Origin of the sequence: Halomonas halocynthiae DSM 14573 (genome assembly GCF_000425725.1) — a bacterium.
In the GTDB taxonomy this organism is placed as follows: Bacteria; Pseudomonadota; Gammaproteobacteria; order Pseudomonadales; family Halomonadaceae; genus Halomonas; species Halomonas halocynthiae.
Window position 1 is genome coordinate 347,149 of sequence record NZ_KE384440.1, and the last position, 21,527, is coordinate 368,675.

Here is a 21,527-nt window from a genome sequence, read left to right on the forward strand (position 1 = left end):
GGCATGATGGGTTCTGCATGGCGTGTGAGGCCCAGAAAAATGCGAGCGTCGTGCGTTTATTTCTGTTTGTTAGATGGGGTGTCTGGTTTTTACTGTGTGTCGTAGTGAGGGGCTTGTCGACCGGTGCTGTTGCTATTTAAGGGGGATTGCAAGGCTCGGACAGGAAAGGTTCGGAGAGAATATCAAGGCTTGATGATTCTATGGATACACTCTATTTTGTCTTTGTATACATTCTTGATCGATGGCCGTGATGACAGCCAAAGGCACTGCATGACGCTTTCATTTTCTGGCCTCGCTAATTGCCACTTTTTGCGGCATTGAGCGGTTCCAACAAAAATACTGTCGTGTCTCCAGCTTGTTTGTTGCAGCAAAGACTCAGCAGGGGTAACACGATGAAACTACTCAGGAGTTTGCTATGAATACGCCATCCTCAACCCATTATCCTCGTGACTTAGTTGGTTATGGTCGTACACCGCCACATGCCAACTGGCCCGGTAAGGCGAAAATCGCTGTTCAGTTTGTGCTCAATTATGAAGAAGGCGGAGAGAACTGCGTATTGCACGGTGATGCAGGGTCTGAGCAGTTCCTTTCTGAAATCATTGGTGCTGACAGTTATCCGGATCGTCACCTGAGCATGGAGTCGATCTATGAATACGGCTCGCGGGCGGGTGTATGGCGTATCCTGCGAGAATTTGAGCGCCGCGGACTGCCACTGACCGTATTTGGCGTGGCCATGGCGCTTGAGCGGAACCCCGAGGTAGCACAGGCATTTAAAGAACTGGGCCATGAAGTTGCCTGTCATGGCTATCGCTGGCTGCACTATCAGAACACGCCGGAAGCGGTTGAGCGTGAGCATATGCGCAAGGCCATCGAGATCTTTGAAAACCTCTACGGCGAGCGCCCTCTGGGCTGGTACACCGGTAGGGACAGTCCGAATACGCGGCGTCTAGTGCTGGATGAGGGGGGCTTCCTCTATGACAGTGACAACTATGGCGATGATCTACCATTCTGGACCCAAGAAGCTGATAGCTCGGGTCAACAGCATTCGCACTTGGTTGTACCGTATACCCTCGATAGCAATGACATGCGTTTTGCTGCCCCTCAGGGTTTCAATACGGCGGATCATTTCTTTACCTATCTGCGCGATGCCTTTGATGTGCTCTATGCTGAAGGTGACGAATCACCCAAGATGCTGTCGATTGGCATGCATTGTCGCCTGCTAGGTCGTCCAGGCCGCTTCCGTGGCTTGCAGCGCTTTTTGGATCATATTGCAGCTCACGACCGAGTATGGGTTGCGCGGCGTGTCGATATCGCCCGTCATTGGGCTGAGCATCATCCAGCCCCTTGACCTCTGTACTGTGATCGCCCCGCGGTGGGTGGTATTTCCCGCCGCTATCAACCTTTCTGTCAGGAGGCAAGATGCTAGAACTTGTCGCACAACCGCTTACCGCCGAAGCGTTTGCGCCTTTTGGCGACGTGATCGATTCGCGCACGTCAGATCATTTTCCGATTAACGCAGGGCGCACCCAGCGTCATCATGATCTGGCCCAGGTAGAAACGCTGGGTGAAAACGCTCGACCGTTGATCAGTATTTTTGTTAGTCAGCCGGTGGAGGTGCCGCTGGTGCTGCCCTTGCTTGAACGCCACCCGCTGGGTAGCCAAGCCTTTGTGCCGATGCACGAGGAGCGCTTTATTGTCGTGGTGGCGCCAGCTGGTGAAAGCATTGAGCCAGATAGCGTGAGAGCCTTCGTGACGGATGGGCGCCAAGGGGTGAATTACGCTCCTAGCACTTGGCATGCCATTCAGTCGGTACTGGATCGCGTGGGTGAGTTTCTGGTGGTAGACCGGGGGGGTGATGGCAATAATTGTGAAGAATACGCTATCAATATCCGTGTAACTCTGGCCTGACGTCACCTTATGAGTGCTTATTTAGCGTGAACCGTTAGAAGAGAACAACAGCGAACAAGAGGAAGTTTTATGACAAAACACACGTATTATGCTCCCAAAGGTGGCCATCCAGGTCAGAAGGTAATGACGACCGACCGGGCTATGTTCACCGAGGCGTTTGCCGTCATTCCCAAAGGGGTGTTTGGTGATATTGTTACCAGCAATTTGCCGCATTGGGAAAAGACGCGTTTGTGGGTATTGTCGCGCCCGCTCTCAGGCTTCGCCGAGACGTTTTCTCAGTACATCATGGAAGTGTCGCCAGGTGGTGGCAGCGATCGTCCTGAGTCCGACGCCGGTGCCGAAGGGGTGCTGTTTGTGGTCGACGGCGAGATGCAACTGACCTTGGCTGGTGAGACTCACCACATGACCACTGGCGGTTATGCATTTATTCCGCCCGGCAGTGACTGGTCGCTGCGCAACACCTCCAATGCACCGGTAAGCTTTCACTGGGTGCGTAAAGCCTATGAGCAGGTCGATGGCATCGACATACCCGAGGCTTTTGTTACTAATGAAAATGACATTGAGCCGACGGTCATGCCGGACTGCAATGAAGTGTGGAAAACCACGCGCTTCGTTGACCCCAGCGATATGCGTCATGACATGCATGTCAATATTGTGACGTTTCAGCCAGGTGGCGTCATTCCCTTTGACGAAACCCACGTGATGGAACACGGCCTCTACGTACTGGAGGGCAAGGCGGTCTATCACCTAAATCAGCAGTGGGTAGAGGTTGAAGCGGGCGATTACATGTGGCTACGCGCTTTCTGCCCACAGGCTTGCTATGCCGGTGGGCCAGGTCCGTTCCGCTACTTACTGTATAAGGATGTTAACCGCCATATGGCGCTGCCATACGGTAGCAGGGGCTGAGTTAAGCCCCCCGATGGCAGTATCATGTGGTTACCACTGACACCCGTCGATTGGCGGGTGTCAGTGTGTGAAACGCTTGGCATGAGAGTTTAGCGAGGCTGTGCTAAACGTAAAGCGCGTGGCCACAACGATGTTATTCAGTTTGGCTGCAAGCGTTGGCGTACCGCATCACCCGTTTTTTGCATATGCAAGCTCATGATTGCTGAAAGCGCGGGTCCGTCGCGCTTCTTAAGCGCTTGTAGGATGAGCTCATGCTCTTCGACTGATTGCTCCCAGCGTTCAAGCTGCATGTTGGCGGCATAGCGTGCACGAGTTACCTTGGTCATGAGAGAGGGCGCTAGTTTATGTAGTACGCGATTGCCCGATATCTCGGTAAGGCGATGATGTATGTGTTGATTGAGTCTGAAGTACTCTGACCGCTCTTGATTTTGGTAACACGCCACCATTTGGTTATGAATAGATTGTATCTCTGCGATTTCCTCATTGCTTGCGCGATCAGCAAGCAAGCTGCCAGATAACCCTTCCAGTACGGCCATCACGTCGAATAAATCGCTAACTTCCTGTGGGTCGATTTCGGTAACGTGAGCGCCACGGTTTGGTAAAAGTTCGATGAGTCCTTCATTTGCAAGAACTTTAAGAGCCTCGCGTAGCGGGGTTCGAGAAACGCCAAACGTCTCACAAAGGTGTTTTTCTGAAATACGGCTTCCAGGAGCCAGCATGTTTTCGAGGATCATTAATCTGAGCCGCTCTGCGACGGCTTGGTAAAGCGATGGCGAGTGCACAATTTCCAATGCAGGGTTAGCGGTAGGAGGTGGCTTGATAACGTCGCTCATGGAAATTCCTCTTTTTCCCACTACGGGCTTGTTCGTATTGTTTTAATTATTTTTGAAAAATAGTTTTGCAAAATTTACGTTTTGTGCAAAGCTCAAAGGAAGTAATTTTGAATTCAAAATTCAGAATACAGCAAAAACAAGGATAATGCTCATGTCTCGCCAGCTTATCGGAATGCTAACCCCGTCATCCAATACTGTATTAGAGCCTTACACCAGTGCGATATTGCAGCCATTGTTACCGCATGTCAGCGCGCACTTTCAACGCTTTGCTGTTACAGAAATATCACACTGTGATGCATCGTTATCTCAATTCGATATAGCGCCTATACTTACGGCCGCACAGCTACTTAATGATGCTCACATGGATGTGATCGCTTGGAGTGGCACGTCATCTAGTTGGTTAGGATTTGATACAGATCATCGTTTATGTGCTGCTATTCATGAAGCAACCGGCGTGAAGGCCACTTCTAGTGTGTTGGCGCTGAATGAAATTCTAGAGCGAACTGGTGTAAAAAAACTCGGACTGGTGACGCCTTATCTTAGCGATATACAAGAAGATATAATTGTTAACTATCAGAAGGCTGGGTATGAAATAGCGGGAGAGCGGCACTTAGGGGACCGAGGCAATTTTTCTTTCTCTGAATACAGTGAAGATGTTTTGATAGATATGGTGCGAGATGTGGCACGATCAAGCCCAGAGGCAATTACTCTTTTGTGCACTAACTTACGTGGTGCGGGAATTGTCGCGGAGCTAGAGCAGGAGCTTGGTATTCCTATCTATGATTCAGTTAGTGTAACTGTATGGAAAACCTTGGAAATGGTAGGTGTTAATCCTGCACTTATCTCTGGTTGGGGGCAGCTGTTTCAGGATGAGCGCTTAGTTATTTAAAAATAAAACCTTCATTTTATAGCAATGACCAACGGATAGGTGAGCTAATGAAAACTAAAAAAATCAAAAAGATAGTCTTAGGTACTTCTGTTGTCTTTGGAATGGTGCTGGCGAGTACCTCGCAAGCAGAAACTACGCTACGGGTAGTAGGTAATTTTTCGGGTAATAAGTTGCATGTGGAAGAGGTTGAACGCCCCTTTTTTGATGAGCTAGGAGGGCATGAGGGGCTAAATGTTGTTTATAACACGATGGATGCTATTGGCGTGGAAGCCGCGGATGCATTGCGTATGATCCGCTCTGGTGCTTTTGATGTCATGTCTGTTCAGATTGGTATGGCATCTCGAGACGAGCCTTTCTTTGAAGGTATTGATCTTGCTGGGGTCACCGCAGACCTAGATCAACAGCGTGAGGCAGTCGAAGCATTTCGTCCAGATTTTGATGCACGCTTACAAGAGCGCTTCAATGCGAAACTGATGACGCTTTGGCCTTTTGGTCCGCAAATGATGTTTTGTAATGGCGATATTAATAGTGTGGACGATCTCCAGGGTAAGAAGGTCAGAGTTTTTACGCCATCCATGTCTCGCCTGGTGGAAGGGCTTGGCGCTATACCGGTGACCTTGCAGTTCAGCGAGGTTTACCTAGCGTTGCAACGTGGAGTGGCTGACTGTGGTGTTACGGCACCCTCTGCGGGTAACAACGGTAAGTGGCCGGAAGTAACTGATCGTTTTGTTCCGCTTCCCTTGTCCTATTCGGTGCAGGGGCATTTCATGAACCTGGATACTTGGAACGGCCTCGATGAGCAGCAGCAGCAGGACCTATCTAAAGCATTCGCTGATCTGGAAGAGCAAATGTGGGATCTGGCTTATCGAGTAAACGATGATGCCATTGCGTGTAATACTGGCCAAGATACTTGTGAAAGCCATGAATCCTACAATATGTCTTTAGTGGAGATTGGTGAAAGCTCTCGCGAGCAAATTGAAGCGATTACCTCTGAGGCAGTTCTGCCGGTATGGGGTGAAAGCTGTAATAAGCAATACGCCGAGTGTACCCAGCTATGGAACGATAGCGTAGGTAAAGTGACGGGTTTAAGCATCCAGTCACAGTAAGCACATTGCCGCAGGCGAGACGTTATCGCCTGCGGCGACTTGCAAGAGGCTATAAAAATGTCAAGTAAAAAACTTTATTGGTCGTTACGGAAGGTGGCTCACGGCGCAGCTATTGCAGCGGGGTATGCTGCTTTGGGTTTGTCATTATTAATTGTTTTTGAAGTTATATCTCGTAAATTATTTAGCTTTTCCTTGCAAGGTGTTGATGAAATTGGTGGTTATGTACTTGCCATTGGTGTCGCTTTTAGCTTCGCGTATGCGCTGGTACATCGTGCTCACACGCGTGTTGATATGTTGTTGGTTAAACTTCCCGCTTCGTTACAGGCCCTCTTGAATGTACTGGCTATGCTGTTGTTGGCAGCATTTTCTGTGTTCATGTTATGGCGCGCTATAGAAACATTGCGTGAGACGCTAGAGTTTGACAGCCACGCTAGTACACCACTGCAAACGCCACTATGGATACCCCAGGGTTTATGGGTTATAGGGCTGGGCGTTTTTTCTGTATTAACTGTATTGCTTATGGCGCGTGCCGTCATGTTATTTCTACGTGGGCGGAATACGGAAGTGAATAACGAGTTTGGTCCTCGCTCAGCAGATGACGAGCTAGAAGAGGCGCGTCAAGACTATAGTGCTGATATACCAAAGAAGCAGCAAAGGAGTAACGCCCAATGATTGGTGCATTCGAGGTCATGATCGGATTCTTCATCATGCTAGGCATGATGATATTAGGCGTCCATGTTGCTGTGGCGATATTCTCCGTAGCAGTGCTGGGAACGTTATTGTTTTTGGGGTTACCTTTGCTGTACTCCTTTGGCGATACGCTTTGGGGAACGCTTAACGATTTTATCCTTACGGCAATCCCGCTTTTTATCTTGCTAGGTGAATTACTGTTGCGGAGCGGAGTGACAGAGCGAATGTATAGCGCTTTGTCGGTGTGGTTGAATCGTCTGCCTGGCGGTTTGTTACATACTAATATTGGAGCCTCGTCAGTATTTGCTGCTATGTCGGGCTCGTCAGTGGCTACTGCAGCAACGATTGGTACCGTTGCATTACCGGCATTTGCTGAAAGAGGGTATAGCGAACGGCTAGCACTTGGCACCTTAGCTGCTGGAGCGACTCTAGGTATTTTGATTCCTCCTAGTATCAATATGATTATTTATGGAGCGATCACGAACACGTCTATTGGAAAGCTTTTTATTGCAGGGATACTACCTGGACTGGCTTTGGCCGGTGCTTTTATGCTGGCGATTATGGCATTTAGCCTGTTACGCCCAGGTGTGGCAGGGGAGCGTGAACCTCGTGTTCCATTGCGTAAGCGCTTAGCTTCTTTGGTGGATTTATTGCCACCGACGTTTGTTTTCGCCATCGTTATGGGTAGCATCTATAGTGGCTGGGCGACGCCCACCGAAGCAGCGGCACTGGGCGCTGTAGCAGCTTTGATTGTGGCGGCATTCAATCGCAAACTGACGATTAAAATGCTGCATGAGTGTTTTTTGTCTATGGCGCGTACCACCGCAATGATTATGTTGATTATTGTGGCCGCATTTTTCCTCAATTATGTTGTTGGCATCCTAGGTATTCCCAATACGTTGACTCGCTGGGTCGCCGATCTCGGTCTGACGCCAATGGGCTTCATTCTTGCGCTGGTAATTTTTTATCTCGTGCTAGGTTGCTTTCTTGAAACCCTGTCGATGATGATTGCTACAGTACCTATTGTGGTGCCTATGGTCGTTCAATTCGGTTTTGACCCCATCTGGTTTGGCATTTTTTTGGTACTCATGATGGAAATTTCATTGATTACCCCGCCTATCGGCATGAACCTGTATGTGGTGCAGGGTGTGCGTGGTAAAGGGTCTATCGCTGATGTCATGATTGGTAGTTTACCCTTTCTTGCCATCATGCTTCTTTTTGTGGCGATGATCATTATCTGGCCAAACCTAGTGTTGTGGTTGCCTAATGCCATGGGGTAAGTGCTGACTTGCTACTGTCGTGCTGTACTCGATAAATGTTTGGTGAAAGAGGATAGCGTTTCGATCAGGGGTTTTTGGCCCGGCTCGCTCGATGAGTCATAAAATCTCTGGTCGTAAAGCAGGTCATCTGGTGCACAGTTATTGTCTAAAAATAAACAATATAATTGTATAAGGTTTATATAATATGCAGCACTTCGATACCCTGATAAAGAATGGCCTAATTATTACAGCTGCTGATCGTTACATGGCAGATATTGCGATTCGAGATGGACGTATTGTTGCTATGGGTCAAGCGTTGGGGGAGGCGAATGAGGTTATTGACGCTGACGGTTTATGGGTAATGCCTGGGGGGGTTGATGCTCACTGTCACCTGGACCAACCGTTAAACGATGGGGCGGTCATGGCAGATGATTTTTTTACTGGAACGCGGTCTGCGGCTTGTGGCGGAACTACAACGGTGATTCCGTTTGCCGCGCAACAGAAAGGGCAGAGCTTATATGCGGCGGTAGAAGACTATCACCGCCGTAGTGAAGGCAAGGCTATGGTGGACTATGCATTCCATATGATTGTTACTGACCCAACAGAGGTTGTGCTTAAAGAAGAATTACCAGCGTTAATTGAAAAGGGCTATAGCTCTTTTAAAATTTATCTTACGTATGATGATTTAAAGCTCAATGATCGAGAAGTGTTGGAAGTGTTAGCCATGGCTAGGCGTGAAGGTGGCATGGTGATGATTCATGCCGAGAACGCAGATTGTATCGCCTATATTACAGAGCTTCTTGAATCTCAAGGGCAGACGAAGCCTTATTACCACGGAGTGGCACATTCGGCGATTGCCGAACGTGAAGCTACCCACCGGGCCATCTCATTGGCTGAACTGATCGACGTGCCCTTATTGATTGTGCATGTTTCGGGGCCTGATGCTATTGAGCAAATCCGCTGGGCGCAAAACCGAGGTTTGCGAGTGTATGGGGAAACGTGTCCTCAGTACTTGGTGCTTACGCTGGATGATCTTGATCAAGCGGGCTTTGAAGGGGCTAAGTATGTATGTAGCCCGCCCCCGCGCGATGCAGCGGCTCAAGAGGCCGTGTGGCAGGCGTTGGAGAGCGGCGTATTCCAGGTTTTCTCGTCTGATCATGCCCCTTTTCGTTATGACGACGCAAAAGGAAAGAAACTGCATGGGGAATGTGCTGACTTTCAACATATTCCCAATGGCATTCCTGGGTTAGAAACGCGCTTGTCGATACTGTTCTCTGAGGGAGTGATCAAGCAGCGTATTGATGCGACTCGTTTCGTGGCATTGACGGCAACCCAGCCTGCCAAAATTTATGGACTCTATCCACGTAAAGGCACGATCGCTATTGGCAGTGATGCTGACTTGACTTTATGGGACCCTAACGCTCGAACGACGATACGCAATAGCGAGCTGCATCACGCTGTTGATTATACTCCTTATGAAGGACTTGAGCTTACAGGAAAGCCGGTGCTGACAATGTGCCGAGGACAGGTGGTGTCCCGAAACGGGCAGCCGGCAGGTGAGGCGGGCTATGGGCTATTTCTCAAATGTGATAAGCCGCAGCCAGCGCGTCCTCGAGGAGCAGCCAAGGGATTTTGAGCTGACCGTAAAAGGCTGATTTTTAACTTGCCTTTTACGGTTCTGAGCCACTTTTTTGTTACCCGACTGGCTTTTGCTGGTCGGTTTTTTTTTGCGCTGTTATTTTTTTGGAATTATTTTCCAAATTCTGTTGACGGTGTCGGGGTGGTTGGTTATGTTTTGTATATGGAATTATTTTCCACAAAAATAAAACACAACAAAAGGAAGACACCATGGCTTGCATGACTGCTGCTCAAGCTGCGATACACGTGCTCAGGAAAGAAGGCGTTGATGTTGCTTTTGGTGTGCCTGGTGCCGCCATTAACCCCTTTTATGCTGCGATGCGTAGCGTGGGGGGAGTGGACCATGTGCTGGCTCGTCATGTGGAAGGTGCTTCCCATATGGCCGAAGGCTATACCCGCACCCAAGCAGGCAACATCGGCGTATGTATCGGTACCTCTGGACCTGCAGGTACCGACATGATCACGGGGCTTTATTCGGCCTCTGCTGACTCGATTCCCATCTTATGCATCACGGGTCAGGCACCACGTGCCAAGCTGCATAAAGAAGACTTTCAGGCGGTCGATATTCAGTCGATAGCTGGTTCGGTGACCAAGTGGGCAATTACTGTGCTGGAGCCAGCCCAAGTACCGCGCGCTTTTCAGAAAGCGTTTCAACTGATGCGTAGTTCACGTCCGGGGCCGGTGCTGATTGATCTGCCGATTGATGTGCAGATGACGGAAATCGAGTTCGATCCGGATACCTATGAGCCGCTGCCAGCGTATAAGCCCAGCGCCAGCCGTGCCCAGGTTGAAAAGGCCATGAGTTTGCTTAACGAATCCGACAAGCCGTTGCTTGTGGCTGGCGGTGGCATCATCAATGCCGATGCCAGCGAGCTGCTGACTGAATTCGCTGAGCTTACCGGCGTGCCGGTTATTCCTACGCTGATGGGGTGGGGCACTATTCCAGACGACCACCGGCTGATGGCGGGCATGGTGGGGCTGCAGACCTCACATCGTTACGGTAATGCGACCATGATGGCGTCTGACTTTGTGATGGGGATTGGTAACCGCTGGGCTAATCGTCATACCGGCGATGTGGATAGTTACACCCAAGGCCGAAAATTTGTGCACGTCGATATTGAGCCGACTCAGATTGGGCGTATCTTCGGGCCGGATTACGGTATTGTTTCTGATGCTAAGGCAGCACTTGAGCTGTTTATTGATGTCGCGAAAGAGTGGAAGGCTGAGGGTCGTCTGAAGGACCGTAGTGCCTGGGCTAATGCGTGTCATGAGCGCAAGCGCAATACGACGATGTTGCGTAAAACCGATTTTAATGAAATACCGGTTAAGCCCCAGCGCGTTTATCAGGAAATGAACAAGGCATTTGGCAAGAATACGCGCTATGTTACCGCCATCGGTTTATCACAAATTGCCGGAGCGCAGTTTCTGCACGTTTACAAACCACGCCATTGGATCAACTGCGGTCAGGCGGGTCCCTTGGGCTGGACTATTTCGGCAGCACTGGGTGTACGCAGGGCAGACCCAACGACAGAGATAGTCGCCTTATCAGGCGATTACGACTTTCAGTTTATGATCGAGGAACTGGCGGTAGGCGCGCAGTTTAACTTGCCGTATATCCATGTATTGGTGAATAACTCCTACTTGGGTTTGATTCGTCAGTCGCAGCGTGGCTTCGACATGGATTATCAGGTGCAGTTGTCGTTTGAAAATGTTAATTGCCCAGAAATTAACGGCTATGGTGTTGATCATGTGTCAGTCATTGAAGGCCTGGGATGTAAGGCAATTCGAGTGACGGATCCAAATGAGATCGGTGTCGCGCTGGAAAAAGCCAAACAGTTAAAAGACGAATTCAGCGTTCCAGTGGTGGTGGAGATTATCCTTGAACGGATCACGAATATTGCTATGAGTGGCAAGGACCTGGAGAGCGTTAATGAGTTTGAGCTGCTGGCCGAGAACCAGGAAGACGCGCCGACGTCCATCGCTAGCCTAACGTGAGCGTGGCGTTAGCCGCGGGAGTCAGCCCCTGTAGTAATCATTAGGCGTCACGCGCTTTTTCATACAGTTTTGACAAAACCAGGAGAGTTGATATGCCAAAGTTTGCAGCCAACCTCAGCATGCTGTTTAACGAAGTCGATTTCCTTGAGCGTTTTGACGCGGCGGCAAACGCCGGTTTTCAAGGCGTCGAATACCTGTTTCCGTATGACGTCGATGCGGCTGATATCAAACAGCGCCTTGATGAAAACCAACTTGAGCAGGTGTTATTCAACCTACCGGCAGGCGACTGGGGGGCCGGTGAGCGCGGCATTGCTTGCCATCCCGACCGTGTTGATGAATTTCGTGCAGGCGTTGATAAAGCCATTGAATACGCTGCGGTGTTGGGCAATCGCCAAGTTAATTGTCTGGCCGGTATCAAGCCGGAAGGTGTCAGCGATGACGAGGCACGCAAAACGCTGATTGAGAATTTGCGTTTTGCTGCCGACAAACTAAAAGCGGTAGGTATCTTGCTGATTGCCGAACCAATCAATACCCGTGATATTCCAGGCTTTTTCCTGAATCGCACGGAGCAGGCGCTAAAGATTTTTGATGAAGTAGGTAGCGACAACCTTAAGCTGCAGTATGACATCTACCACATGCAGATCATGGAAGGAGATTTAGCGCCGTCCATTGAGCGTCACTTGGCTCGTATTGCACACGTGCAGTTGGCTGATACGCCAGGCCGCCATGAGCCAGGAACCGGCGAAATCAACTATCCCTTCCTGTTTGCCCATCTTGACCGCCTAGGATACGACGGTTGGATTGGCTGCGAATACAAGCCTGCGACGACGACCGAAGAAGGTCTGGGTTGGATGAAATAGCCTAGCTGAAATAGGTCGGGTGAATCGAACAATAAGTTATAAAGAAAGGAGAAAGATCATGAGCAAAATCGGATTTATTGGCCTGGGTATCATGGGCCGCCCGATGGCCGGGCACTTGTTGGATGCGGGCCACACGTTGACAACCGTAAAACGTGGCAGCTTGGACAACATCTTGGCTGAAAAAGGGGTTAAGGAAGCCGCCTCGCCCAAGGCTGTTGCTGAAACAAGTGAAATCATTATCACGATGCTGCCTGACACGCCTGATGTTGAGGACGTGCTGTTTGGCGAAGGTGGTGTGATTGAAGGGCTTCAGCCCGGTACGCTAGTGATCGATATGAGTTCCATCGCACCGATTCCGACGCAAGCGTTTGCCAAACGCATCACTGAGGCTGGTGGCGAGTATGTGGATGCGCCGGTTTCTGGTGGTGAGGGCGGTGCGATCAATGCCGCATTGACGATTATGGTTGGTGGAACTGAAGAGGGGTTCAAGCGTGCTCTGCCAGTACTAGAGAAGATGGGACATAGCGTGACCCATATTGGAGACCATGGGGCGGGCCAGACTTGTAAGGTGGCTAACCAAATTGTCGTTGCATTGACTATTGAGGCCGTTGCTGAAGGGCTGTTGTTTGCTTCCAAGGCAGGGGCTGATGTCGCTAAAGTACGAGAATCACTGCTTGGCGGACTGGCTCAGTCAAAAATTCTTGATGTTCACGGCGAGCGAATGATTAAGCGCACCTTTGATCCGGGGTTTAAGATTCATCTGCATCAAAAAGATCTTAATTTGGCGCTGGAAGGCGCGCGCAGTCTGAACTTGTCGTTGCCTGGCACAGCTAATGCTCAGCAGCTATTCCAGGCTTGTGTTGCCAATGGTGGCGCCCAGTGGGATCACTCTGGCATTGTGCGAGCGCTTGAACGCCTCGCCAACCATGACGTTGGTGATAGCTGACGCCTGCTGAAAGCAGGTGAATTCAGTGCGCCCGCTCGGGGCTCGTCAGAATGATCCTTGCCCAGTGATGGTGGCTGTTGTCAGATGCTGCTGGTCACTGGGTATTTTATTAAGGCGCTTTATTTAAGGAGCACTCCATGAGTCAGTCTCCCATGAATGGGCATTTCTCTCAGTTTGATGCCTCTGTCGCTGATGACCCCGTAGCGGTGCGTGACTGGTTGGTTAAGCTAAGCGAGGCCGGTGTGCGTGCCGTGCATCCTGATACGTTGTTACCTGACCAGTTGCCTCAGCCCCCGCGGGGCCGCACCTTAGTGGTTGGTGCTGGCAAGGCTGCTGCCGCCATGGCCGCTGCTCTGGAGCGTGCCTGGCAGATGAGTCAGCCTGATGCACCCTTATCTGGCCTGGTTGTCACCCGTTATGGCCATGGCCCTCAGCATGCGGCAGACTGCCAGCGCATTGAGGTATTGGAAGCCTCACACCCCATGCCTGATAACCTCAGTGAGCGCGCCGCCAAGCGCATGCTTGAAGCCGTTGATGGGCTGAGCGAAGATGATTTAGTGATTGCGCTGATCTCCGGCGGAGGGTCGGCGTTAATGACGCTGCCTGCTGACGGTGTGAGCCTGTCTGAGAAGCAGAGTATCAACCACCATTTATTGCGTAGTGGTGCGCCTATCCGTGACATTAATACCGTGCGCCGGCATCTGTCAGCGATTAAGGGAGGACGCCTTGCTGCGGCTGCGCATCCTGCACGAGTGCTGACCTGGCTGATTTCTGATGTGCCCGGAGATGAGGCGTCATTGATTGCTTCAGGGCCGACACTGGCTGATTCAAGTACCCCTCAGCAGGCACTGGAGATTCTCGAGAGTTACTCGCTTCCGGTGTCTGATGATGTGCGTCACCATCTCGCTAATAGTTGTGACTGGCCGACGCCGGATGCCCCTGAATTTGCGCGTGACCAGCAAGTGATGCTGGCGCGGGCTAAAGAGGCGATGTTAGCTGCCAGGGCGTTTGCTGAGTCTTACGGTGTCACTGTTGACTATCTGGGTGATGATCTGGAAGGTGAGGCGCGAGAGCTTGGTCGCCGCCATGCTCGGTTAGCGCTTGAGCATCAACGCAAGCTTTCCTCGCCGTTGTTGATTTTGTCGGGCGGTGAAACCAGCGTTACGGTAGTCGGTGATGGACGCGGCGGACGAAATGTAGAATATCTGCTGGGTGTCTTCGACGAGCTGAAAGGCGCATCGAATATTTATGCACTAGCTATTGATACCGATGGTATTGATGGCAGTGAAGACAATGCGGGGGCGGTGTTTGGGCCTGAACAGGCTCGGCAGGCGACAAAAAAAGGATTGGATGCTGAAACCTATCTGTTACGCAATGACGCGTATACTTTCTTTTCGGCGCTGGACGCGCTATTGGTCACTGGACCTACGCGTACCAATGTCAACGACTTACGAGCCATTTTAGTGTTACCGAGGACGCCATGAAAAAGTCAGTCTTTACCCCGACACCTTCAACCCACACTCCCCTGCGACGCACCAAGATCGTTGCTACCCTCGGCCCAGCCAGTGACAGGGATGGGGTGTTGGAAAAGATGATTGCCGCCGGGGTTGATGTGGTGCGCCTTAACTTTTCCCATGGTGAGCCGGATGATCATCGCCGCCGGCTGCAACAGGTGCGTGACATTGCTGACCGTATGGGACGTAGTGTTGCGGCCCTTGGCGACCTTCAGGGGCCGAAAATCCGTATCGCGCGCTTTGCTGAAGGCCCGATAGAGCTCGCCATTGGTGACCGCTTCGTGCTTGATATCTCATTGGACAGCAACGCCGGCAATATTGAGCGAGTCGGTTGCGATTACGAGACGTTAGCCGACGATGTACAGGCAAAAGATCGGTTATTACTCGATGATGGCCGGGTCGTACTGGATGTCGACCGCGTTGAAGGCAGTGAGATTCATACCACGGTAGTGGTCGGGGGCACGCTGTCTAACAACAAAGGAATTAATAAGCAGGGCGGCGGGCTGTCTGCACCGGCCTTGACCGAAAAAGATAAGCAAGATCTGAAAACTGCGATTGATATCGGTGTTGATTATGTCGCCGTTTCTTTCCCGCGTTCGGCAGAAGACATGCACGAAGCGCGTCGCTTGCTGGGTGAAGCCGGTGCTGAAATCGGCCTGGTTGCCAAGCTGGAGCGTGCCGAAGCGGTGGCCGATGATGAAACGCTAGATGCCATCATCAAGGCTAGCGAAGCGGTCATGGTGGCACGCGGCGATCTAGGGGTAGAAATTGGTGATGAGAAGCTGATTGGCACTCAGAAACGTATTATCAAGCATGCTCGCTCACTGGATCGTGCGGTGATTACCGCGACCCAAATGATGGAGTCAATGATTGAGTCTCCGTTGCCGACACGCGCTGAGGTGTTTGATGTCGCCAATGCGGTGCTTGATGCCACTGATGCGGTGATGCTCTCTGCTGAAACAGCTGCTGGCGAGTACCCAGTAGAAACCGTTGAGGCCATGGCTCGTGTCTGTTTGGGGGCAGAGCGCGAGCGTGTGGCGCAGTCGTCAGAGCATCGTATTCATGAAGAGTTTTTACGTGCTGATGAGACCATTGCGCTATCAGCCATGTATGCGGCCAATCATATGCGCGGTGTCGTGGCCATTGCCTGTATGACTGCGACTGGCTACACCCCGTTAATTGCGTCGCGCATCCGCTCTGGCCTGCCGATTATTGGTCTGGCCCATAATCCCATCGCGCAGCGTCGCATGGCGTTGTATCGCGGTGTTATTTCGCTGCCTTTTGATACCAGCAAAATGGAACCCGGCGAGGTGGACCAAGAAGCCATGACGTTACTGGCCAAGCACAGCATTACTGCACTGGGTGACCATGTGATTTTGACCCGTGGTGATCACATGAATGCACATGGCGGTACTAACACGCTCAAAGTATTCAAGGTTCAGCAGTAAGCTGCAAATAGAAGCCGCCGACGCTACAGCGGTATACAGTGGTATGTACTATAAATAGGGCGAATTGTAGCCAGTTGGGTCGAAACGTGCGAAGGTTCAGAAAACTCGATATCTGGAGCTTTTCAGGATGATGCATGCTTGGCCCTCTGGCTTCACTACGAAACGTAAGGATGGTGAACGCATTACCGATCAGGAGATCGTGGAGCAAGTCCGCCATGCGGTATTAATGCAGCGTTTGCCACCGGGGACGCGGTTGCCCGAGGTCACGTTGTGTGAAGTGTTTGGTGTTAGCCGCTCTGTGGTGCGCAAGGCACTCACGCGGCTGGCTTCCAATTATGTCGTTGACCAGCGGCCTAATCAGGTATGCCGAGTGAGAGCGCCTGGCATTGAAGAAACGCGCGAGACATTTGATGCACGGCGGCTGATAGAGGGGGAGGTGGTGACACTCCTGGCGGGAACATTGCCCGTAGATGCGATGGTCGAGCTTGAGCGCCTAGTACAGCTTGAGATTGACGCCTTTGAGCGTGGTGATGAAAGTGCGCGTATTGAGCATTCCTTAAGCTTACATTTCAAACTTGCCGAGTGCTCTGTGAACCGAGTGCTGGGTAATATGCTGACCGATTTGGTCTTGAGAACCTCCATTGTTGTCGCTTTGTATAAGCAGGCTGGTTCCTGCTATCTACCTGGCGACCATGACAATTTGCTGGCTCAGCTCAAGAAGGGGGATGCTCAGGAAGCACGTGCCAGCCTGTATCGCCACCTTGATAGCCTTGAAGCCTTACTTGAATTAAGTGCGGAAGAATCTGCGATTGACCTTAAATCGATCCTAGGGCAACAGGCGTAAAAAGTACGCGCAGCTTTAGAAAGCACTCGCACTACGTTGGGGAGACATGCGTGTGGAATACATGGATGAAATGAGTCGCCGTCGTCTTTTGCAAGGCATGCTGGCGCTACCGCTGGTGACATTATTGCCTATTAGCACCCAGCTGCTGGCGGATGATGTCGCTAACACGAATAACCCAGAAAAAACCCATACTGTTACGCTGCACGGTAACCAGGGGCCGCAGCGTCTTAATGCTGAGCTTGCCATCAGTGATGAACAACGACGCCACGGACTCATGGATCGTAAATCACTGGGTGAAGACGCGGGAATGCTGTTTGTTTATTCGCGGTTGGTGACGGGGGGCTTTTGGATGTACCGCACACACATTCCACTGGATATCGCCTTTATTGGTGATGATGGTCGAATTAGTGAAATCCGCCACATGCAACCCTGCGTCAGCAGCTCTGCTCAAGCCTGCCCGATCACTCAACCCAAGGTGAGTTATCGAGCGGCTTTGGAGGTCAATGCGGGGTATTTTGCAGCGCGCGGTATCCGTGTGGGGGACTGCGTTAGCTGGCCTGGTGATAAAGGCGGCCAGTGCCAGCCTGAAACGCAGAGCTGAAGTGTTTCATGTGCCGCGTCACTCTTTCTAAAGCGAGCCGGTATCTTGGCTCGCGGTGCATTTTTTTCTGCGCTGGATCACGATAAACCCAATACCCGCCACTACCAAGCCGCCGCCGATCAGCTTGTGTGGCCCCAGTGGATCGTCCATCAGCAGTACCCCGAGAACGACAGCCAACACAGGCACCAGTAGCATCATTGGTACAACACGACTGACTGGGTGGCGGTGCAACAGCCCATACCAAATGCCGTAAGCCACGATAGACGACATGACCGCTGTATAGAGCACGGCGCTCCAAGCAAGCCAGCTTGCAGAGGTTATTGCTTGCCATTGCCCCTGTTCAAACCACCAAGAACCCAGCGCCACCTGTGGCGTAGCAAATAGCGCTACCCAGCCGGCCAACGCCATGGGCGAGATAGCCGGCCCGCGTTTGATTAACAGTTGCGACGATGCCCAAGCTAATGCGCTGGTCAGCAAAATGGCGGTGGGCAGGGGGGCGGGCAAGGTTGGGCCACCAGCCAGCACAATAACGCCAGCAAATGAGAGCAACAGACCGGCTAAGCGCTTCATACCTAAGTCTTCTTTAAGTAGAAGTACCGCCAGCAAAGTCGCAAAGGGCGTGCCCATTTGCACTAAAATAGCGCCGGTGCCCGCCTCGGCCTGCCCAAGGCCAATGAACAGCAAGGCGAAGTGTAGGGTGCCAAAGGTCACTGACAGCAGCAGCAGAAAAGGCAACTGGTGACGTGCTACAGGGTAGAAGGGCACCAGTAGCACTGCAACCAGCGCAAAGCGCAGAGTGATCAGCATCAGCGGTGGAATTTCAGCAACCCCCACTTTGATGACAATAATGTTTAGTGCCCAGATAAGCACTACGGTCAGGGCAAGTGCTAGGTCGCGAAGTGGCAAGGTGCCTCCTGTATTCAGCCGTTGAAGGGCAGAGCTATGCCCAATGAATGTGAACCAATACAACTAAGATCAACTTGTGGTGCGCTCAGTGAGGCGTCATATTTGTCTGCCACGTACGTTACGTTCTGCACTGGGTGCTAGCTTTGGGCTTTTGTAATAAGAGAGCTAAAGCCATGACAGGGCAGACCACAAACCATGCCAAGGATTATTTCATGACATCGAAAAAGCAGTTTACACGTATTGCCGTAGGCTTGGCGGGTGCTGTTTTATTGAGCTCCGCTGTTGCGGCTCAAGCTCGCGAGTTATCTGTTTCTACGGTTCTCTCAGACGCTTTCCCTTGGGGGCAAGCCGCTGAAAAGTGGGCCGAACTGGTAGAAGAGCGCTCAGGTGGTGAGCTGACGCTGCGCGTGTACCCTAACGCCCAGCTGGTGAGTGGCGACCAGACCCGTGAGTTCTCAGCCATGCGCTCAGGCATTATCGACCTGGCTGTTGGCTCTACGATCAACTGGTCGCCTCAAGTGCCAGAGCTTAACCTGTTTTCGTTGCCATTTTTCTTGTCTGATGTTGCTCAGGTTGATGCAGTGACCAGTGGTGAAGCGGGCGAGTTACTGTTTCAAGCCATTGAAGATAAAGGAGTGATTCCGCTGGCATGGGGAGAAAATGGTTTTCGTCAGTTATCTAACTCCAGCGCCGCTATTGAGGCACCGGACGACGTAGCAGGGCTGAAAATTCGCGTGGTAGGGTCGCCGTTGTTCCAAGACACTTTCACCGCACTTGGTGCCAACCCAACCCAGATGAGCTGGGCTGATGCCAAGCCGGCACTGACCACCGGCGCCGTAGATGGCCAAGAGAACCCGTTATCGGTGTTTGACGTGGCACGTATTGATCAAGTCGGTCAGGAACATTTGACCTTGTGGAACTACATGAATGATCCGCTAGTATTCGCTGCTAACCCTCAGGTATGGGGCTCGCTGTCTGCAGACGACCAGCAGATGCTGCGTGACACGGCGATTGAAGCTGGCGCCTGGGAAATTGCCAAAACCCGTGAAGAAGAGTCTGCTCGGCTGGATGCTATCCGTGAGCGCGGTGTGACGGTGACTGAACTGTCTGAAGATCAATACCAGGCATTTGTTGAAGCGACGCTCAGTGTGCACGAAGAGTGGGTACCGAAGATTGGTGAGCCTGTTGTTGAGGCCGCACGTCGCGATATCGGCAAGTAATAACCTGAGGTTTTGTAGTGACAGAGTGCTGTGCTCGGTGCGTTATTCTGTAGCGCCTGGCACAGCCGCTGAAAATCACAGACCCGCTATCTGAATATCTTTGGAATACCCCTCCATGAAACGCCCTGATGCAAGATTCGAGCGTGTGCTGGCTTCGTTAGCACTGCTTCTGGTCGGTCTGATCAGCCTAGCGAACGTTATTGTTCGTTACCTGACAGATGCTTCTTTTGCCTTTACTGAAGAGTTTTCTGTGTTTCTGCTGGTGCTGCTGACCTTTGCTGGCGCATCAGTCGCGTTGCGGCAGCAACGCCATATTCGCATTAGTTTTTTGGAGCACTGGTTGTCGCGAGGACCGCGCCGCGTGTTGGTCGTAGTTCAGTCGTTGTGCGGCGCGATAGTGCTTGGTCTGATTGTATGGTTTGGCGGCCTATTGGCCTGGCAAGAATACCAGTGGGAAACCTTGTCGCCGGGGTTAGGCTTGCCTCAGTGGGTGTATCTCATTTGGCTGCCCGCCCTATGCGCGATAATGCTGCTGCGTCAATTACAAACCCTGCGCGACCGGCTGCGAGAAGGAGACGACGATGAGTCCTGATCTATGGATGTTGCTGTCGTTTGCCGTACTGCTGGTGATCGGTGTGCCAGTGGCGTTTTCACTCGGCTTAGCTGGCGCGGTAGGTATCGTAACGGGGTTGTCACCAGCCATGCTGGCAACCTTAGGCACTAACACCTACAACAGTGTGGCTAAATACCCGCTGATTGCCATCCCGCTGTTTATTTTGACGGGCTTGGTCTTTGAACGCGCAGGGGTGGCAGGGCGGCTGGTGCGCTTTGCCCAGGCATTGATCGGCCCTCGGCATGGCGGCCTAGCGATTGTCGCGGTATTGGCATGCATGATCATGGGGGGAATGAGCGGCTCGGGGCCGGCAGATGCCGCTGCGGTGGCCATGGTGATGCTGCCGAGTATGACGCGTGCGGGATACCCCAGGCCTTTCACAGCCACGCTGATTGCGGCGTCGGCCTCCACAGCGATATTGATTCCGCCATCGGTGGCGCTGATTCTGTATTCCATCGTGGTGCCCGGGGTCGACCTGCGCGCCTTGTTTGCTGCGGGTTTGTTTCCGGGCATTTTGGCGGGGCTTGCCTTGATGGTGCCAGCTTGGTTGTTGGCGCGTCACTATGGTTGGGAGTCGCCTGACAATACGCCGCGTCCACCGCTGGGAGAGAGCTTTCGTCAGGCGGTTCCGGCTCTTTTTGCGCCAGTACTCATCCTGGGTGGTTTGCGTACTGGGGTGTTTACGCCCACCGAGGCTGCGGTCGTTGCGGTTGCCTATGGTGTAGTCGTCGGCCTATGGCTGACGCGTGAACTAAAATGGCGTGACCTGTGGGAGCTGTTAGGCGAAGCCGCAGTTATCAGCGGTGTGGTTATGTTGATTATTGCACTGGCCGGTATCTTTGCGTGGTCTGGCACTATGCTGGGGGTGTTCCGTCACTTGGGCGAATGGGTCATCGGCCTCACCGACAACGGCCTGTTATTGCTATTACTCATTATGCTGGCGGTGCTGGCAGCAGGAATGCTGCTGGATGCCATTTCGATCTATCTAATCCTGATGCCAATTCTGATTCCAGTCATGCAGCACTTTGGCTGGGACCCAGTGTGGTTTGGCATTTTACTCGCCATGAACATCGCCATCGGCCAGTTCACTCCGCCAGTCGCGGTGAACCTCATGGTGACGACAGAAGTCGCCAAAGTTCGCCTGGAACAGACTGTGGACTGGGGCCTGGTGTTTGTGTTAGCCATGGCAGCGGCTTTGGCGCTGGTGGTAATCTTTCCGTCTATTGCCTTGTGGCTGCCAGAGAGGTTGGGGTATCACTAGGCTAACGGCTTGTATATATCATCGCCAATCACAGGCGAAATGCGGCATGTTTAGCATTTCGCCTGTGGGGCGAGCGTTATTTGCGTTCAG

The 21,527-nt window shown here is 51.9% G+C and carries 20 protein-coding genes; 18 read left to right on the forward strand and 2 right to left on the reverse strand.

Annotation, left to right across the window (positions count from 1 at the left end):
* The first annotated feature begins 415 nt into the window (after positions 1–415).
* The 3 genes from puuE (at position 416) to H616_RS0110825 (ending at position 2,814) form a co-directional block, all read left to right on the forward strand.
* Positions 416–1,348, forward strand: coding sequence for an allantoinase PuuE (gene puuE, locus H616_RS0110815; protein WP_027967379.1), 933 nt, complete (start codon positions 416–418; stop codon positions 1,346–1,348).
* Between the two features lie 71 nt (positions 1,349–1,419).
* On the forward strand, positions 1,420–1,908 hold the full coding sequence (locus tag H616_RS0110820) for an ureidoglycolate lyase (protein WP_027967380.1): 489 nt from the start codon (positions 1,420–1,422) through the stop codon (positions 1,906–1,908).
* A 69-nt stretch (positions 1,909–1,977) separates the two neighbouring features.
* Positions 1,978–2,814 carry a bifunctional allantoicase/(S)-ureidoglycine aminohydrolase gene (locus tag H616_RS0110825; protein WP_027967381.1) on the forward strand — a complete coding sequence of 279 codons (837 nt, stop codon included), beginning with the start codon at positions 1,978–1,980 and terminating at the stop codon, positions 2,812–2,814.
* 137 nt (positions 2,815–2,951) lie between these two features.
* On the opposite strand, the gene H616_RS14810 is transcribed toward H616_RS0110825, so the two are convergent.
* Entirely contained in the window at positions 2,952–3,647 is a 696-nt protein-coding gene (locus tag H616_RS14810) for a GntR family transcriptional regulator (protein WP_051234228.1), read from the reverse strand.
* Positions 3,648–3,798: 151 nt separating this feature from the next.
* On the opposite strand from H616_RS14810, the gene H616_RS0110835 reads away from it, so the two are divergent.
* From H616_RS0110835 to H616_RS0110890, 12 genes are all read left to right on the forward strand, one after another.
* Complete coding sequence (locus H616_RS0110835; RefSeq protein WP_027967382.1) at positions 3,799–4,536, forward strand: maleate cis-trans isomerase family protein; 738 nt, start codon at positions 3,799–3,801, stop codon at positions 4,534–4,536.
* Positions 4,537–4,583: 47 nt separating this feature from the next.
* Entirely contained in the window at positions 4,584–5,642 is a 1,059-nt protein-coding gene (locus H616_RS0110840; RefSeq protein WP_205619083.1) for a TRAP transporter substrate-binding protein, read from the forward strand.
* 57 nt (positions 5,643–5,699) lie between these two features.
* Positions 5,700–6,314 (forward strand): TRAP transporter small permease subunit, encoded by a 615-nt coding sequence (locus tag H616_RS0110845; RefSeq protein WP_027967384.1) that lies wholly within the window; start codon positions 5,700–5,702, stop codon positions 6,312–6,314.
* A complete protein-coding gene (locus tag H616_RS0110850) occupies positions 6,311–7,612 on the forward strand; it encodes a TRAP transporter large permease (RefSeq protein WP_027967385.1) in 1,302 nt (433 codons plus the stop codon). The genes H616_RS0110845 and H616_RS0110850 overlap by 4 nt, the downstream gene beginning before the upstream one ends.
* A gap of 184 nt (positions 7,613–7,796) precedes the next feature.
* Entirely contained in the window at positions 7,797–9,227 is a 1,431-nt protein-coding gene (gene hydA, locus H616_RS0110855) for a dihydropyrimidinase (RefSeq protein ID WP_027967386.1), read from the forward strand.
* 212 nt (positions 9,228–9,439) lie between these two features.
* Positions 9,440–11,224, forward strand: a complete 1,785-nt coding sequence (gene gcl / locus H616_RS0110860) for a glyoxylate carboligase (protein ID WP_027967387.1) — start codon at positions 9,440–9,442, stop codon at positions 11,222–11,224.
* A 92-nt stretch (positions 11,225–11,316) separates the two neighbouring features.
* Entirely contained in the window at positions 11,317–12,084 is a 768-nt protein-coding gene (gene hyi / locus H616_RS0110865) for a hydroxypyruvate isomerase (RefSeq protein ID WP_027967388.1), read from the forward strand.
* Positions 12,085–12,142: 58 nt separating this feature from the next.
* On the forward strand, positions 12,143–13,030 hold the full coding sequence (locus tag H616_RS0110870; RefSeq protein WP_027967389.1) for a 2-hydroxy-3-oxopropionate reductase: 888 nt from the start codon (positions 12,143–12,145) through the stop codon (positions 13,028–13,030).
* Positions 13,031–13,167: 137 nt separating this feature from the next.
* A complete protein-coding gene (locus H616_RS0110875) occupies positions 13,168–14,514 on the forward strand; it encodes a glycerate kinase type-2 family protein (RefSeq protein ID WP_240470579.1) in 1,347 nt (448 codons plus the stop codon).
* Positions 14,511–15,992, forward strand: a complete 1,482-nt coding sequence (gene pyk, locus H616_RS0110880) for a pyruvate kinase (protein ID WP_027967391.1) — start codon at positions 14,511–14,513, stop codon at positions 15,990–15,992. The genes H616_RS0110875 and pyk overlap by 4 nt, the downstream gene beginning before the upstream one ends.
* A 127-nt stretch (positions 15,993–16,119) precedes the next feature.
* Positions 16,120–16,836 (forward strand): GntR family transcriptional regulator, encoded by a 717-nt coding sequence (locus tag H616_RS0110885; protein ID WP_027967392.1) that lies wholly within the window; start codon positions 16,120–16,122, stop codon positions 16,834–16,836.
* A 61-nt stretch (positions 16,837–16,897) separates the two neighbouring features.
* The gene (locus H616_RS0110890; RefSeq protein ID WP_027967393.1) at positions 16,898–17,437 is read left to right on the forward strand and encodes a DUF192 domain-containing protein; all 540 of its coding nucleotides are present in this window, start codon (positions 16,898–16,900) and stop codon (positions 17,435–17,437) included.
* Positions 17,438–17,464: 27 nt separating this feature from the next.
* Here H616_RS0110890 and H616_RS0110895 read toward each other — a convergent pair whose 3' ends face one another.
* A complete protein-coding gene (locus H616_RS0110895) occupies positions 17,465–18,343 on the reverse strand; it encodes a DMT family transporter (protein WP_027967394.1) in 879 nt (292 codons plus the stop codon).
* Positions 18,344–18,555: 212 nt separating this feature from the next.
* Between H616_RS0110895 and H616_RS0110900 the strand changes: the two genes are divergently transcribed.
* The 3 genes from H616_RS0110900 to H616_RS0110910 all read left to right on the forward strand — a co-directional run bounded on the left by H616_RS0110900 (position 18,556) and on the right by H616_RS0110910 (position 21,437).
* Complete coding sequence (locus H616_RS0110900; RefSeq protein WP_027967395.1) at positions 18,556–19,563, forward strand: DctP family TRAP transporter solute-binding subunit; 1,008 nt, start codon at positions 18,556–18,558, stop codon at positions 19,561–19,563.
* Positions 19,564–19,678: 115 nt separating this feature from the next.
* On the forward strand, positions 19,679–20,155 hold the full coding sequence (locus tag H616_RS0110905) for a TRAP transporter small permease (protein WP_027967396.1): 477 nt from the start codon (positions 19,679–19,681) through the stop codon (positions 20,153–20,155).
* Positions 20,145–21,437, forward strand: a complete 1,293-nt coding sequence (locus H616_RS0110910) for a TRAP transporter large permease (RefSeq protein ID WP_027967397.1) — start codon at positions 20,145–20,147, stop codon at positions 21,435–21,437. The genes H616_RS0110905 and H616_RS0110910 overlap by 11 nt, the downstream gene beginning before the upstream one ends.
* Positions 21,438–21,527 lie beyond the last annotated feature (90 nt).